The sequence below is a fragment of the Alteromonas sp. AWM4_230 genome (genome assembly GCF_056158305.1).
The window spans coordinates 3240547-3256091 of record NZ_JBSWTB010000001.1 but is presented as its reverse complement, the minus strand read 5'-3'; the positions used below and the strand labels follow the sequence as shown (position 1 = coordinate 3256091).

Genomic DNA, 15545 nt, shown 5'->3' with positions numbered 1-15545 from the left:
TGCTCATTTTACGCGAGTATTAGTACTGCCACAGCGAAGGTTTCGCAAAATAAAAACCTTGCTGATATGAAACATCTAACTTTGATAAAGCGACACATTCCGCTTCATTCTCAACAAGTTCAGCAATAATGTTAATACTTAACCCACGAGCGATACTCAATAAACTACTTACAAACAGCTGACTGTCTTTGTCTGAGTGAATATCTTTCGTAAGTTTGCCGGAAATTTTTACAAAATGAGGCTGAATAGCCCTCAACCCAACTAATGATGCAAGATTGTCTCCAAAATGCTCAATGGTAATCTTGCAGCCTAAATTAACCAACGACTTACAAAACGATACTGCGTCGTTTTTATGGTGTATTAATGCCGAATCTTCTAATTCAAAGATCAAATAGGTGCACAGCGCTTCATTTTGGTTCAGTAAACCTAATAGCCACTGTCTAAATGTTGCATTGGCTAGCGACGCGTTCGCAATATTAATAGCTACGTTGCGTTTACCTTTTGCTAGCTTATTAAGCACTAGGCTTACCACCAACTTATCTACCTTAGGAATTAAGTTCAAGCGCTCTGACGCCGGAATTAATTGAGACATTGGTATAGGGTTGCCAGTATCTTTGTCTTTAAATCGTGCAAACGCCTCGAAATAAGCGGGCGTGTTTTGGTCAACGTTCATTACAGGCTGAATAAGTATATCGGCGTATTGCTGATTTAAAATTTGGTTTAAACGCTCTTTCCACGCTGTGTTACTGTGAATATGAGAAAGCTCAGAAGCAAATTGCCAGCCGTTGGGTTGCTTTGTGGCAGCCATAAGCGCGCTATCAGCATTTTCCATAATTTCAGAAAAAGATTGTTGGTCATTAAATTGCGCTGCACCTATCCATACCGCTTTACTGCCATCTTTAAGCGGGTTGTAGTGAGACAAAGTGGTATTAAGTGCCTGCAGGTGCGCTTCGCACTCTTTTTTTGTCATAGCCTCTGTAACCAAAACAAAATCAGCGCCCGATACCCTAAACAAAAAAGATGTTTCTTGAATGCTAGATGAGAAGTTTTTAAGCTCTTCAGCCACACCAGTAACATAGTTATCGCCATCTTGTGCACCTAACGTCATGTTAATAGCGTTTAGTTGTGCAAGACGTATTAAAATTACATAGCCTTCATCCGAGGTGGCAGTTTTACTAAGTAGCGCGTTCATATGGCGGGTAAATGCGTTTCTATTCTGCACACCGGTAAGACTGTCTTCAAAAGCTTGAATTCTGAACTGCTCGGCCTTCTGGGTTAACTCTTTAAACATTACCTCAACAGACGAAGAAAGCCTGTTTACCGCCTGAGTTATAAAAGAAAGTTCTTTGGTAAAAGGTTTGTAGTTAATGTGAGAGAACTTTTGGTTTTGAATATCCTCAATTTTGTTTACCACAATACGAAGGGGTTTTGTAATGGCAGTAATAATAAAAAGCAGCGCAATATAGGCAAAAACGAAGGCAGCGAAAAACATAAACGCACTTTGTTTAACGCTTTCCCACAAGGTTTCATTGGCAAGCCCTGGGTGACTTTGAACCGCAAGTTCACCGGCCATCGTCCATCCATCATTTAATTCGGTTTTCTCTACCGGTGGTGTAACTTCCACAATATTAGTAAACCAGTCTGGCACCGTATCAATAGTGTTAGGGTTACGCCTTTCAATTAGTAAATTGCCTTCCATGTCGGTAATGGTTATGTATTGGTAAAAACCTCTATCGAAAATAGCGTTTACCATGGTTTCGGCTACCGCAATACCGTTGTCTTCACTTAAATATGGGGTAATAGATAGCCCTAACGAAGTCGCAGTATCTTGCGCGTGGGTGGCAAGCTGCTCGTTTACATATTCTCTGGTTAGCTTAACGTTTATTATGAAAGAGCCAGCAAAAACCAGTATCAAAAAAACGAGTAAGCTTGTACTTAGTTGGGTAGATAGTCTCATTATTCTTCTTTATCTCCGTACATAACGCGGTCTAGCCGCTCTACCATATCGTCCCACATCTTCATTGGGCCGCTTCCCCTCAGCTTGCGGCCCGTTCCCATAGCTTTTGCGGCCCACAAGCCGTTACCATTAAAGCTATAAATGGGTGACAAATCTCTTCTTTTATTAGCAGGCAATATACGCCTATTTATATTATCCAAAACAAGTGGAATAGAGGTTGGGGTTTCATAATACGCCAAAACCATGTGGGGTTGGCGTAATTCTAAGGCGGTTACATACATTAATCGCAACTGTTGTTCAGGAACGCCAAGTTCAATTAAAGAGAAGTATTTGGCAATAGTGTAGTCTTCACAGTCGCCAGCACCGGTAGAAATGAACTCAATTGGCGTTGCCCAATAGTCTTTTTGCTGCCAGTGAACAAGGTCGTCTACAAAATCAAAACGATTGAAAAAGCGGTTTATTTCGTAAAGCTTTTCATCTAGGTCTTCGCTTTGTAACTCAGCAACCAATTGTCGCCATTTAGCAACGTCTTCGCTAGCTTCAGTTCCATAAATTGAGCCTATACGGTCATAAATTTGCGGTGTGAAAACGGTTTTTTGTTGGGCAATAGGCGATGTAACCACTAGTAAGACAAGACCTACAACAACGGCTGAGCGAACAGCGGTTAACATGCTGCGCACAGTAAAACGGGTAAGAAAAGGAGAGTAAAAACGTTTCTTTTGGTGCAAACCGTGGGTACTTTATGCAATAGATTAAGGCAAGTGTAAAAAATCTTTCACCACTATGCGATAGCATAGCTTGCCTACCAATAAAGCAATGATGGCAAACTTATTAGGAACTTGAAAGGTATTTCAAATACCGAAAAGTTTTTTTGTACTATATTGATCTTTTTGGCACATTTTATGTTTAAGCTATCTTTAAATAGAGCCTTGAACATATAAGTACAGGGTGTGGGTTATGAACTTGCACACCTTCTGGTATCATTACCCAGCTTTGTAGTAAATTTACAACGAAAAGGAACTTTCATGGAGTACTCAGCGCGTCCAGCGGTGTTTATCATCAATTCACTTGAAGGCGGTGGCGCTGAACGAGTAATGGTTAAACTGTTAACCATAATGCAATCTTACTTCGTTGCTAAAAACATTCCTGTACATCTAATTCTGCTAGACGACTTGCCTGAATCTCAAGTTTGCCCCGAGTACGTTAATAAAATAGTGCTTAATTCCCAGGGCAGTTTAGTTTCGGGCTACCAGCAGCTTAAGCCCGTTCTAGCAGAACTAAACCCAGAATATTGCTTTAGCTTTTTAACAAGAAGTAACTTCTTAAACGTTACCTTGGCGAAACGGCTAAACTTTAAAGCCATAATAAGCGAACGGGTTAATACAACAAGCCACCTTTCTGGCGGCTTAAAGGATAGTGTAAGCCGTTTATTAGTCCGTTTGCTTTACAATAAAGCCGACAGCGTTGTAGCTGTATCCGAAGGCGTAAAAGCCGACCTTATCGATAACTATTCAGTATCAAGAGACAAGGTATCGGTGTTGTATAACCCTTACGATATAGACCAACTTCAGGCCCAGGCCTCAGAAAGTGTGTCTGACCTACCAACTAAGCCTTACATTATTGGAGTAGGGCGCTTAGTTAAGAATAAAAACTTCTCTTTACTACTTAACGCCTACGCCAAAGCAAATATAGCAGAAAGCTTGGTAATTTTGGGCGTGGGCGATGAAGAATTGAACCTTAAAGCGCAAGCTAAAGAACTAGGAGTTGATAGCAAGGTTCAGTTTCTTGGCTTTAAAGCAAACCCATACCCTTATTTAAGCCATGCTGAATACTTTGTAAGTACATCGAATGCTGAAGGGTTCCCTAACGCCATAGTTGAAGCTATGTGCTTAGAAAAAGCGGTAATAGCAACAAACTGTGAGTCGGGCCCTGCGGAAATTATTGCCGACCAATATCCTTACAGAGTAACTGGCGCTAGTGATGAAAAAAACGGTATTCTGTGTGAGTTAAATAACGCTGAAGGTGTTGCAAGTGCGTTAAGCTCATTCAGTGATGAAACCGCTCGGGTATCTTACGCTGCTAAGAGTAAAAGCTGTGCACAGCAATTTTCTTACAATGCCTTTCAAGAAAAAGTCATAGCCATTATTGAAAAGGTTTGTAAATAAACATGTTCGAAGGGTTAAAGGTAGTTGTTGGCCTAATAAGCTTCATTATGGTGTATCGAACCATAACGGGGAACTGCAATAAATATTTAGCGTTTGCTATTTGCGCTATATGGCTGCGATTCTTTTTGTCAGCGTTTCATACTATTACTTACCCTTCTTTGGTAGCGGGTTTTTCAATAAATGCGCTTTCAAGTATTTCGGTTGCAGGGCTTGGGCTTTTCTTCTTACCGTTTGCAGTATTTACCTTACGTAAACTACTTCCTTTCTACTTTCTGTTTCTTGCCATTGCAATAAGTGGCTTTGTTAACATGTTGATTCCAGGCACTATAAATGTATTAGTTAAATGGTGCTATTTCTTGGTGTTAACTGGAGCTATATTTTTATCAGTAAGGGCTCAAGGTCACAGTGTTACCTTTAAAAAGCTATTGGTGTGCTTTTTTATGCCTGTAGCAATGCAAGTCCTGTCTATAGTGCTTGGAGAGGTGAAAGCTACAGAGAACGATGGCTCGGCAAGCTATATTGGCGGATACAATCACGAAGCAGCTTTTTCTATGATAATAGTTAGCTTCATCTTTGTTCTAGGGTTAACAAAAAGACATGCAATAAGGTTTCGAACTACACTTTTTACAATAGCGGTCTTTCTTCTTATACTCGTTAATTACAGAACTGCAGTGTTAACAATTTTACCCATTGCTGCAATATTCTATTACTCGTTGGTAGAGCAACGTTTGAAGCCTTCCCAAAAAGCCCCTGTTTTAACAGTGGTTTCAATGTTCCTTATTTTTGTTTTCGTGGCACTTTCTTTTACGATGAGGGAAAGGTTTGCCGACGTCGGAATGTTAGCGTCGAACTTAGACCTAATATTTAAAGCGCCTGCCTATTTTACTGAAGCTGAGAAAGACATTATGTCTTCAAGAGTATATTTGTGGAGCCAATATATAGATGCGCTAACAAATTCAGACTTGCTTCAACAATTAGTTGGTTATGGACCAGAGGCGTGGAACGGCGTTTTTAAGCATTATGCACATAACACGTATGTTTCTTACTTTTATGAATACGGATACATAGGGCTGTTCTCTTTTCTATTCCTATGCTCGTATTCTTTGATTATTACCGCTGGTGTAAAAGACAAACGCTTGTCAAAAATCTTGCCACTCTCTTTGATAGGCTTTCTAACAATGAATTTAGCAACAATGCCACTATGGAATATAGAAGGGCTAATATTCTTCGCAATTTTGATAGGCGTTTCTTTAGGTAATACTGCCCCTGCCAAAGCGCGGTATAGTTTTAGAAACCAATTAGCAACATTAACTACAACGGATTAGTTTTATGAAGATATGCGCAATAGGTCTACGCGGTATCCCAGATGTTATGGGAGGGATAGAGTCTCATTGCCAACAGCTTTACCCTAAAATGGTAAGGCAAGGAGCGGAGGTTACGGTTTTAGCGCGCTCGCCTTATGTAAGTCAGAAGCGATATGAATATGAAGGTGTAGAAGTTATTAGTGTTTGGGCGCTAAGGCACAAATTGCTAGAAACCTTCTTACATACTTTTATCGCTATTATTTATGCCAGACTTTTTGTAAAACCAGATATTGTGCATTTGCATGCCATAGGACCCGCACTATTCACGCCATTAGCACGATTACTTGGTATGAAGGTTATGGTTACTCACCATGGCGCAGACTACGACAGGCAAAAGTGGAGTCCATTCGCTAAAAAGGTACTAAAGTTTGGCGAAAAAATGGGTATAAATTATGGCAATGCTGTTTTAGTCGTAGGGAAGACCTTAACAGAGCAATTGAAAATACGTTTCCCAAATGACTCAGATAAACTTCAATACGTACCTAACGGTATGCTACCGAAGTTTGCCGAGGATGTTTCAGACTCTTTTCTTCCTAAAGATCTTGGGTTGCAACCGCATAACTATTTACTCGCAGTGGGTAGATTAGTGCCTGAAAAAGGGTTTCATGATCTTGTACAAGCTTACAAAAAATCAGGAATAGCGGAACCTTTAGTAATTGTTGGTGATGCTGATCACGTCGATGAATATGCATCAACGTTATTAAACAATAGAGCTGAAAAAGTGATATTCGCAGGCCGTCGAAGCGGAAATGAATTACATGCCTTGTTTAAATACGCAAAAATATTTGTTTTACCTTCATATCATGAGGGACTTCCTATCGTAGCATTAGAGGCAATTAGCGCAGGAACGCCAGTATTACTGAGCGACATATTCCCTAATAAAGATATAGAGGCTAAAAGCGATAGCTATTTTCGTGTCGGAGATATTGAAGAGCTGTCGACTAAACTTAATAAACTAGCAAGTTTAGATTTAAAACTAGACCAGCAAAGTTTCTTATCTCGATTTGATTGGGGAAACATCGCCGAAACAACTACCTCTATTGTAAGAAGAATTGCAAAAAGATAAAGAATAGGTTCATGGTAATGATGTAGGCGGATGCGACAGCATTCTGCTACTAAGAACCGGGGGATCCAGAGGGAAGAAAGTGGAAAAACCATTAGTTAGCGTAATTATACCAGTTTACAACGACGAAAAGCGCATTATAGATTGTGTGAATTCGGTATATGAACAGTCTCAGATAAATTACTCTTTAGAGGTCATAGTAGTAGATAACGGCTCTTCAGATAACACCCTGGCTATTATCGAAAGTGAACTTAAAACTAAGTATAAAGACTTGGTGGTGGAAAGCTGCGAAGTTCCAGGTTCTTATGCGGCCCGTAACCAAGGCTTATCGGTGTGTAACGGCGACTTTACTGCTTTTACTGATTCGGATTGTATTGTTTCGAAAAACTGGATAGACGCGAATCTTACGAAGATTAAAGGGGAAGGGGTAACAACAATAATAGCTGGTGAGGTCAATTTTTTTAAAGAGAACGAAAAATTTACTGAACAAAGCGCTATTGATTTTGAAAATACTTTCTCAATGAAACAAGAAGAAAATGCTAAAAATGGCAAGTGTATTACAGCAAACTTCTTTTGTTATAAGAAATTTTTCGATTCCGTGGGTGTATTCAATTCTAAATTAAAGTCTGGGGGAGATGTAGAAATAAGTCAGCGCGCTGTAACTAAGGGGGGAGCAGTAATATTTAACCCTGAAGCATCAGTCAATCACCCATCTAGAAATGTCCATGAATTGATTGTCAAACGTAAAAGAATTATAGGTGGAAACTGGGAGACAAAGTTAAAACGCTCGACAACTGTAGACAGAGTGTCTTTTTTAATTAGACTTTTAAAAATGTTTCTTGGGCGTGGAAAGAGCGTCTTATTCTATTCTAACCTAACCCTCAGTAGGAAAGCAGGCCTAATTTATCTACTGTTCAAAATCTGGATAACTAGTAATGTTGAGTTCTTTCGTCTTTTTTTGGGTAAAGAGGCTAATAGAAGTTAGTTTTAGTATTTAATCTGACCACAATTTTCAAATCTTAAGTTTTAACGGAACAACTAAATAATGAAAGTTTTAATAATAGGCAATCACTCGTGTGGCAATAGAGGTGATGGGGCGATACTTCGCGGTTTAATAGAAGAGCTTGAAAGGCATGATAAGAATACTGATATTGATCTTATCTCGCGGTTTCCTATCAGTTCAGAAATACTATTAGGCAAAAAGTTCGCAAATGATTGGTTATATAGATACAAAAGTTATTCAGGCGGTTTAAAAGGAAAGATTAAGAATAGACTTTTTAAAAACAAACTCTTTCAGCAGCTTCTGTCTTCAGCTAAAGAGGGCGAAGCTGACAAAAACCTACCTGTTGAATTTAAAGACTATATAACTTCACTGGCGAAATATGACTATATAATTCAAGTTGGCGGCTCTTTCTTTGTTGATTTGTATGGCCTAGGTCAGTTTTATCACGCATTTTGCGCAATAGCAGCCAAACGTCCATTGTTAATGCTTGGCCATTCAGTAGGACCTTTTGAAAATGAGTTATTTTGCGAAGCTGCAGAACTTGTTTTTTCAAAAGCTAAGATACTTGGACTGCGTGAGCCAGTAAGTAAAGGGCTTCTTGAAGAGAAAATGCCTCTGCCTGAAGGTTTTTTTGAAGGAGCAGACACTGCGTGGTTAGTTGGTCGTAATAAAATTGTATTAGAAAATCAAACTTTAGACGAGTTTGTGGCTAGTGGAAAAACAGTAGCTATCACATTAAGAGAGCTTAAACCATTTGATAAAAGGCTGGGTATAACTCAAGAAGAATATGAAGCTGCTTTTGGTAAGTTGTGTAATAGTCTTATTGATAAGGGTGTAAATGTACTAGCGTGCTCTACTTGCACTGGAATAGAGGGTTACCAAAAAGACGATAGAATGGTAGCTTTTAGAGTAAGCAAGCTTATAAAAAATACTGACAAATTCAAAGTTGTTATGGACGAGTTGAATGATGTGGAGTTAGGCAATCTTCTTAGTAAATGCGAGCTGACAATCGGAACTAGGCTCCACAGCGCCATAATTTCTATGAACTTTGGTACACCCGCATTCGCTTTAAATTACGAGCACAAGTCTGAAGGCATAATGAATCAACTTGGGTTAAGTGACTTCGGGGTTCCCTTAGTAGAATTAATAGACAAAACATTAGAGCAAAAAGTATTCAGTGTATTATCTGATATCGCTTTAGTTAGTGAAAAGGTACGTGTTGCTGTGGAATCAGAACGCGAAAGAGCCCGTGGCATGATCGCTCACTCATTAAATTAGAACTTTTTGTCAAGAATTTTTACACTAATACAAGGTGCCTCTGTAAGTTATTGTAATTTTTATTTATTTTTAATGGCACATGTTTTGCTTTTAACTAGTTAGTGGTTTTACCTTTTAGTTTTGTCAAAGGATTTAAAATGAAGTTTATTTCTAAAATTGCGTGTATCGCGACGTTGTTTTTAGCAAGTAGCGCAAATGCTGCTTTTATTGATTTTAACAATTATACGCCTACAGAGTATGGTAACCAATTTAAAGCGGGTACAGCTACTATCGAGGATGGCGGAAGCACATTAACATTAGCAGGTAACCTTTGGGTTGATATTCTTGCTAGCAGCACTCTTACAAGCACTTCGATTCTTGAACTTCACATTTGAAGGTACAGGTTTGAACGCCGAGTTGTATGGAATCGCATTCGACAACAACGATAGTTACGTATATGACGAAATGTCTGACTTTGCTTTTGTCGGTGGTACTCAAGCTCTTGATATCGCAAGTGCTAATGCGTTTTCTGATTATGAAAGTGGCGATGGCGTTGTTAACTTTTCAATTGAAATCGGACAATATATTACTGGTTCATTCGACCGTATAGTTTTTATTCTTGATAATGATGAAAATTGGTCGGGTTCTGTTGCTTCATTCACCAATGTTGAAATTTGTGACAATATCTTAGTTTGCCAATCTTCTTCAGTTACTCAAGTAGCTGAACCAAGTCATATTGGTTTTGCTGGTCTAGCTATCTTGCTAGTTGGTGCGCTGAGACGTAAAATCAAAAAGTAAACCAACTTCGATATGAAAAAGCCGCTTATTGAGCGGCTTTTTTTGTTTGTGTCAATCGCTCTGTCCGCCTTGACGGGATAATTTTAAATGGCATTGCGTACAAAAGCACAATGACATTTGGCCTTTAACGCTAATAATGCTTTTTCAAACATGAGCTAGTTTGCTTTTCCTTGTTTCAAACTGTTAGGTTAGTAAAGTAGTGCAACTACATTCGTCAAATAGTGTAGCGAGTAGTCTACTGTTTATTAAGCAGTGTACTTAGCTCTTTACCCAGCTTTAAAGAGTTAAATTCGTTTTCAACCTTCTTTCTAGCTTCCTTTACAACATCGTTTAGATCATCACTGTTAGCAACGTTTTTTATAGCTATTGCAATGGCTTCAGGGTCATGCTCTGGGACTAGAAATCCGCTTACGCCATTTTCGATTAGTTCAGGGATACCACTGTGATAAGTACTAACAACTACTAAGCCGGAAGCCATAGCTTCCATCAAAGCTACCGGGATTCCTTCCATGTCTCCCTTGCTATCAACTATCGATGGCAACAAAAATATATCTGATTTTTCAAGGCTTTTTTGGACGTAATCTGGCGATTGTGCGCCATGAAAGGTTATACGATGATCTACTGAAATCGTTTTACTCAGTGTTACAAGCTCATCATGTAACGCGCCACCACCTATTATGTCCAAATGGAAATCGTTAGATAAATAGTGCATTGCTGAAATAGCATACTTAAGCCCTTTCTTCTCTGTTGCTCTTGCTACACTAATTATTCGAATAGGTTTGCTCACAGGCTTATATTTCAGTGATAACTTGTCAACATTTACACCCATTCGCAAAACTTTTATCGATTCGCTGTTAGCTCCCCATTGCTCTAAGCGCTGTTTCCAAAAATTGCTTATTGGTAGTAAAGTACTATCTTTTGCGAGGTCGACGTATTTATCTTTCCACAGTTCTATATTTTCATACTCACTAATCTCGTAACCATGAAAAACTGTATTTAGATGGCCAGATAAGATGCCCGCGTTTTTCATTGCCTTAGCGACTACACCGTTATTTCCGAAGTGAGCGATAATGCTGTCAGCACTAAAATTTACTGACTTGTTTTTCCAGGAAGTAATTGCGATTTCATAAGCTAAGGTTATTTTGTTGTTTTTCATAAGATGAACTACTAAATCAGCACATGGCGCTAATTTATTTTCATAAGTTCGAGACAAAATTAGAAATTTTGCTATGAATAACAGTTTAAAGGGTTTCTTCACTGATTGCGCACCCTGTGGGCTAATAAAGTGCGTCCTACCTAAAAGGTTGTTTCGTTCTAGCGATGCTAAGTGAACAGTTTCTTTTTCTTTATAGAACGAAACTATCTGAACGTCGAACCCATTATCGATAAGTGAGTTTACTTGATCTATTACAAAAGTCTGCGAAAGAATCGGAAACTTTTTGACGAAGAATATAACTTTTTTCAACGAAACTATCCTTTTTTTAATCGAAGAAGGCCATCTCTAATAAATGAAATGTATTTGAAGCATAGGAATGATACTAAGAGCGTTACTAAGCCTACGATGCTTTCCCCTATAAGAAAGGTATCTATAGTTACGTTTAAAAAAAGCACTTTTAGTAATATTAATGGAATCAGCAACAGTAAAAACGGAATTGCCAAACTAAGCGCAATTTTAGCCAGCGGAATGCTCAGAACCTGTCCGACAACCAACTTGTTAGCAGTAGGTATGACTAGTAGCTGGAATATTATCAGCGCTACAGCAAGATGAATGACACCGAAATAAGAAGAGCAGTATATAACCGCAATATTCGGGATCATGATACCAAGATTCCAGTAAAAGTTTGCCTTAGTTTTTCCGGAAGAGAGAACGATTGGACCTATCAAGTTACTAGAACCTACTCGAATAAACCAAAAAGCCCCTAATAAGGATAGTACTATGTATTGGGAGGCATACTCATCACCCAATAATAATGAAGCTACTAGGTCTGAAAAGAGAATGATTGGAACATAGAAAAATGCCAATACAAATGATTGGGCGCCCATGAAATCCAAGTAGGTCTCTCTTAAGCGGTTTGCATTAGACTGTAGTCCTGCAAAAGTTGGTAGCGCTACCTTGTTTACTATTGGTTGTACTGCCATAGCTGGTCGACTGGCCAATTGCTTGATGACATGATAAATCCCAAGATCGTTCGCGCTCAATGTAAGTGACAATATGAGGACGTCTAGTTGACGTCTGACGATATTTAAGGTTTGCGTTCCAAATTCAAAAGCTCCGTAGTTAAATGCTTCTTTTATAATTGCCCTTTCAAAAGAGGGGCTAAAATTCACGACTTTACTGAAAACGATAATCAAGCCAATAAGCCTAAATATATAATAACTAATATACGATACGAGTAAGCAGAAAATTTCTAGCTCGGTGGTATTGATAGCGATTAAAAAAGATAGAGTTTTGGCTGTTATTTCAATCTTTGCAACCTTATCGTGTGAAAATTGCTTGAGTCCAATAGCTTGGTATTGTGATGATAGTGCTGAAAGTGGAAGTAGAATTGCAGCTAACTGCATTGGCCCTTCGAGGATAGGGTAGCCAAGTAATGAGGTAAGCATTGGGCCTACAAAATAAAAAAATAGAAATGCTGCAATGCCACTACATGCAACCATCAGAAAGATGGTATTAGTGCCACGTTGACTTATTTCTTTTTTATATATTACAAATGAGGATATGCCGCCAAGGGCCATAGCTGTGAATACTTCGATTGCTAAATTGACAATAGCGAAATATCCATATGTAGAAGGCTCGATATAACGGGTTAAAATTGATATTTGTAATATTGTTAACAGTATAGTTACTATCGTTGCAACGGTAGTCCATTTAGTAGCGTTAACTATCCTGCTCATAAAATTTTAAATCCTTTCATGTACTTCTTTTTAAATTGAGTTGTTATAAAACTGTATCACTGCTAGCTTAAAAATTTCCCGGTTGCCAAACAGTTAGCAATAAACGTACCTTGAATTTTGTGTGGTATAAGCGTGCTTAAATAAGAATAATGTTCAATGAATATTCTACTATTATTAAAATTACTAGCTCTCAGGAATAATAACATCAATTATTGAATACAAGGTGACAAATTATTCGCAAAAATGGAAGGAGTAAAGTGCTTACGAAAGTACAGTTTCTGTAAGAAGTTTTTCTAGTTAAATAGAAATGCCTCTCTTTTACAGTCTTGGTAAAGGTGTTGAGTCACCGGTTAACAATTAGCCCGCGCTTTAACGATAGCCAAACTATTGAGCGAGAGGGGGGTTACTGGTAATCTTTCATGTTACCTAAGAGCTATATAAGGCATAATTAAAGATTAGAAAATTCACTTTGTAATGCCAATCGCAGTTTCCTTTTATTTAATTTTTATCGCTTTAAAAGCTGCTTTATCTCTATTGCGCCAGCTTTCAATATCATCGTTATCTAGTACTAGTATCAAATAGTTCACTCTACCTTTCACATATTGCCCAATAGGAAAAGTTATAGCGCTAGATTTAGGTGCAAAGGAGTCTTCACCTCTAATTCCCCAAGCTTGTTTTCCATAAAATTTAACGACTTTAGAGCTATTTAACTTAGTATCTGTCTCAAAACCAATGCCAACGACCTCTGGGTTACCTTCTACTTCAAGCTCTAGTTCCAATACAGAGTCCTCAGTTAATGTGTAGCTAATAGGGAACATCTGCCAGTTGTTACCAGTTAAGGTAACGGTATCGTTATCAGAAATCGTAGTAGCTCCGTAGCGGTACTGTTTAGGAAATCCGCTGTACTCAATCTCGCTCGCTTTGAATTCCCACACTGTTGGCGGCTGCTCTACAACTGCTTGTAACGCTACCTCCGTAGAAAAGTTAGGAATTTTAAATTCTTCTGGTACATATAGAGTAGGTTCAGACGAGCTTTGCAGTGACTCTATGTAAGAAAAATCATCGGAGTAGGGGTGTTCAATAACATTATCTAAATTGAATTCGTATCTTGCGTCACCAGAGTTCTCGTTAAAACAAAGGTCGTTAGTGCTTGTACTGCCTAAATACTTTTCCTTATCAAAAATACAGTAGCCAACTGAATAGCCAGTATTCTGAGTTAATATAATATTATTTTGTGTGGTAACCCAAAATGTTGAGTCATTATTCACTTTTGATGCAGCAATGCCGTTACGCTCTACATCAATAACATTTTCAAAAACAAAGGTTCTGCCTGCTGGTTTAGAAATTAGTCCGCCAGCTTTTATTGCAGTCCACTCTTTACCTGTTTCATCGCCTAAATTGTGTATGTAGTTGTGAAATATATAGCTAGGGCCTAACGTATTTGGCGCTATGCTAATACCAGCATAGCCTTGTTCCATTTCGTTGTCGTACACCAACACGTTTTGTTGGCCGCCATCTATTTCTATTAAGTCATCATTCGCATAGGCTAGGTAGTTGCCATAAATAGCTGAGTTCTTAACGAAGCCACCACGTCTTTCGAAGTTCTTTCTGCCCTCAATAACGTCGTTGAATCTATGATTAGGCGCTCCATAAAAGCGGTTATTTCGAACAATGAATTCGCCCCTGTAGGCATCACTGTCGTGGTATGCCCAAACTTGTAGCGCATTTGCACCTTTAGGGTGACCTACTGCCCAGCTATTCGCACCTAAGTTAGGGCTATGGACCTCACACTCTTCAATCACGGCAATTCCACTTCGTTCTAGGTAAATACCGGAATCATAATTGATAGGTGAATTATTAGTCGTACTTGAATAGGCTACACCATTTCTAATATCCACTGCTTCTCTACCATACTCAGATACGTTGCAGCCTTTAATCCATATATGATGTGCTTTTTTTGCAAATATGCCGTAACGCTGCCCGCCCTTAACGGTCAGGTTTTCTAGCATAACGTATGAGTTGTTACCAATATTCACAGCCGCTAGTACATCGTTGCCAGCTTCAATAACGGGGCCGTCGCCTATAATTTTTGCATAGCCATCGGCACTACCTTCTATATTTAGTGCTTCTAAATCCAGTTGACCGCCAGAGTAAATTTCAGAAAGGTAATAAATTTTATTCGGGTCGATAGGGGGCGTATTAGGTTTTGTTGTTGTTTGAAAGGAATGTTCAACGATATCGCCATAAACATCCGTAATGGTGACTTCTATATGATACGTAGTGTTTGCTTCTAGGTACACTATGCTTCCGGCGAACGACCCGTAAATTGGCTCCCATGCTAGGTCCAACCCTTCACGCCAATAAGTATCATCTTCGGTTCTAAATTTGACGCTGGCAGTACTTTCTTCACCCTGGCCGTAAATAACTAACCCTATCGAGTTAATAAGCGGGGTAGCAGTATCTTCAAAGCCAGAAGCCGACGCGGCAAAAACAATTGAAGGGTCTAACCCCGCTGTAATTGCCGATTCGTAAATATCGTTTTTGCTCAAACCCGAGTATGTTGAAATTATTTTCATCCACTTTGCTGTATCAATAGGATATAAAGCGAACAGTGCAGAGACTTGGTTAGAGGTTATATTGGCAAACAGCCTTTTCTTTGCATCTTCACTAAGTGATGGCTTACGTGATAATACTTTTTGCTTATGCAACTGGGCTATCTCGACTTCGTACTTCTCTACAATGGTTGATAGGCTTTTCGGGCCTTTGTAATTAGCTAGTAATGAGTTTACGGTATTATTGTCGCTAATATTCGCATTAAGATAGTTATGCAAAATATCGCCGGGTTGGCCGCCTTTTGTATTATCTTTATCATTCTTGTTCACTGTGGCACAAGAAAGCATTAAAAAAGACAGCAAACCAATTAAAGTGAAGTGGAAAATAGATGGCTTTGAGTTAGCAGAATGCATGATATATCCCTATAGATTGAAAAGCATGAAAGGAAAACTAGGGCTGTATTAAAAGGGTAGTGCTAACGTTGTTACGT

At 38.8% G+C, this 15545-nt stretch carries 12 protein-coding genes; 7 read left to right on the top strand and 5 right to left on the bottom strand.

Features of this window, described 5'->3' with window-relative positions; translation table 11 throughout:
* Nucleotides 1–19: 19 nt before the first annotated feature.
* Together ACXACS_RS13970 and ACXACS_RS13965 are read right to left on the bottom strand one after the other, a co-directional pair.
* Nucleotides 20–1957: a bifunctional diguanylate cyclase/phosphodiesterase gene (locus ACXACS_RS13970; protein WP_474807435.1), complete on the bottom strand. Its 1938-nt coding sequence runs from the start codon at nucleotides 1955–1957 to the stop codon at nucleotides 20–22.
* Nucleotides 1957–2685, bottom strand: a complete 729-nt coding sequence (locus ACXACS_RS13965; protein ID WP_474807433.1) for a transglutaminase-like cysteine peptidase — start codon at nucleotides 2683–2685, stop codon at nucleotides 1957–1959. Before ACXACS_RS13965 ends, ACXACS_RS13970 begins: the two co-directional genes overlap by 1 nt.
* A 297-nt stretch (nucleotides 2686–2982) precedes the next feature.
* Here ACXACS_RS13965 and ACXACS_RS13960 point away from each other — a divergent pair, with 297 nt between their 5' ends.
* The 7 genes from ACXACS_RS13960 to ACXACS_RS13930 all read left to right on the top strand — a co-directional run bounded on the left by ACXACS_RS13960 (nucleotide 2983) and on the right by ACXACS_RS13930 (nucleotide 9607).
* Nucleotides 2983–4122, top strand: a complete 1140-nt coding sequence (locus tag ACXACS_RS13960; RefSeq protein ID WP_474807431.1) for a glycosyltransferase — start codon at nucleotides 2983–2985, stop codon at nucleotides 4120–4122.
* 2 nt (nucleotides 4123–4124) lie between these two features.
* Nucleotides 4125–5447: an O-antigen ligase family protein gene (locus ACXACS_RS13955; protein ID WP_474807429.1), complete on the top strand. Its 1323-nt coding sequence runs from the start codon at nucleotides 4125–4127 to the stop codon at nucleotides 5445–5447.
* Between the two features lie 4 nt (nucleotides 5448–5451).
* Nucleotides 5452–6552 (top strand): glycosyltransferase family 4 protein, encoded by a 1101-nt coding sequence (locus ACXACS_RS13950; RefSeq protein ID WP_474807428.1) that lies wholly within the window; start codon nucleotides 5452–5454, stop codon nucleotides 6550–6552.
* Nucleotides 6553–6631: 79 nt separating this feature from the next.
* Nucleotides 6632–7534: a glycosyltransferase family 2 protein gene (locus ACXACS_RS13945; protein ID WP_474807426.1), complete on the top strand. Its 903-nt coding sequence runs from the start codon at nucleotides 6632–6634 to the stop codon at nucleotides 7532–7534.
* A 60-nt stretch (nucleotides 7535–7594) separates the two neighbouring features.
* A complete protein-coding gene (gene wcaK, locus ACXACS_RS13940) occupies nucleotides 7595–8830 on the top strand; it encodes a colanic acid biosynthesis pyruvyl transferase WcaK (RefSeq protein ID WP_474807424.1) in 1236 nt (411 codons plus the stop codon).
* Nucleotides 8831–8967: 137 nt separating this feature from the next.
* A complete protein-coding gene (locus ACXACS_RS13935) occupies nucleotides 8968–9204 on the top strand; it encodes a hypothetical protein (RefSeq protein ID WP_474807423.1) in 237 nt (78 codons plus the stop codon).
* Nucleotides 9188–9607 carry a hypothetical protein gene (locus ACXACS_RS13930; protein WP_474807421.1) on the top strand — a complete coding sequence of 140 codons (420 nt, stop codon included), beginning with the start codon at nucleotides 9188–9190 and terminating at the stop codon, nucleotides 9605–9607. The genes ACXACS_RS13935 and ACXACS_RS13930 overlap by 17 nt, the downstream gene beginning before the upstream one ends.
* 235 nt (nucleotides 9608–9842) lie before the next feature.
* Here ACXACS_RS13930 and ACXACS_RS13925 read toward each other — a convergent pair whose 3' ends face one another.
* The 3 genes from ACXACS_RS13925 to ACXACS_RS13915 form a co-directional block, all read right to left on the bottom strand.
* Entirely contained in the window at nucleotides 9843–11072 is a 1230-nt protein-coding gene (locus tag ACXACS_RS13925) for a glycosyltransferase (protein WP_474807420.1), read from the bottom strand.
* A gap of 5 nt (nucleotides 11073–11077) precedes the next feature.
* The gene (locus tag ACXACS_RS13920; protein WP_474807418.1) at nucleotides 11078–12502 is read right to left on the bottom strand and encodes an oligosaccharide flippase family protein; all 1425 of its coding nucleotides are present in this window, start codon (nucleotides 12500–12502) and stop codon (nucleotides 11078–11080) included.
* A 494-nt stretch (nucleotides 12503–12996) separates the two neighbouring features.
* Nucleotides 12997–15468: a right-handed parallel beta-helix repeat-containing protein gene (locus ACXACS_RS13915; protein ID WP_474807416.1), complete on the bottom strand. Its 2472-nt coding sequence runs from the start codon at nucleotides 15466–15468 to the stop codon at nucleotides 12997–12999.
* Nucleotides 15469–15545: the final 77 nt, after the last annotated feature.

What these genes read in the sequence shown, in the direction of transcription:
- ACXACS_RS13970 (WP_474807435.1), bottom strand. Translation starts at nt 1,957, where the DNA reads ATGAGACTATCTACCCAACTAAGTACAAGCTTACTCGTTTTTTTGATA.
- ACXACS_RS13960 (WP_474807431.1), top strand. Translation starts at nt 2,983, where the DNA reads ATGGAGTACTCAGCGCGTCCAGCGGTGTTTATCATCAATTCACTTGAA.
- ACXACS_RS13955 (WP_474807429.1), top strand. Translation starts at nt 4,125, where the DNA reads ATGTTCGAAGGGTTAAAGGTAGTTGTTGGCCTAATAAGCTTCATTATG.
- ACXACS_RS13950 (WP_474807428.1), top strand. Translation starts at nt 5,452, where the DNA reads ATGAAGATATGCGCAATAGGTCTACGCGGTATCCCAGATGTTATGGGA.
- wcaK (WP_474807424.1), top strand. Translation starts at nt 7,595, where the DNA reads ATGAAAGTTTTAATAATAGGCAATCACTCGTGTGGCAATAGAGGTGAT.
- ACXACS_RS13935 (WP_474807423.1), top strand. Translation starts at nt 8,968, where the DNA reads ATGAAGTTTATTTCTAAAATTGCGTGTATCGCGACGTTGTTTTTAGCA.
- ACXACS_RS13920 (WP_474807418.1), bottom strand. Translation starts at nt 12,502, where the DNA reads ATGAGCAGGATAGTTAACGCTACTAAATGGACTACCGTTGCAACGATA.
- ACXACS_RS13915 (WP_474807416.1), bottom strand. Translation starts at nt 15,468, where the DNA reads ATGCATTCTGCTAACTCAAAGCCATCTATTTTCCACTTCACTTTAATT.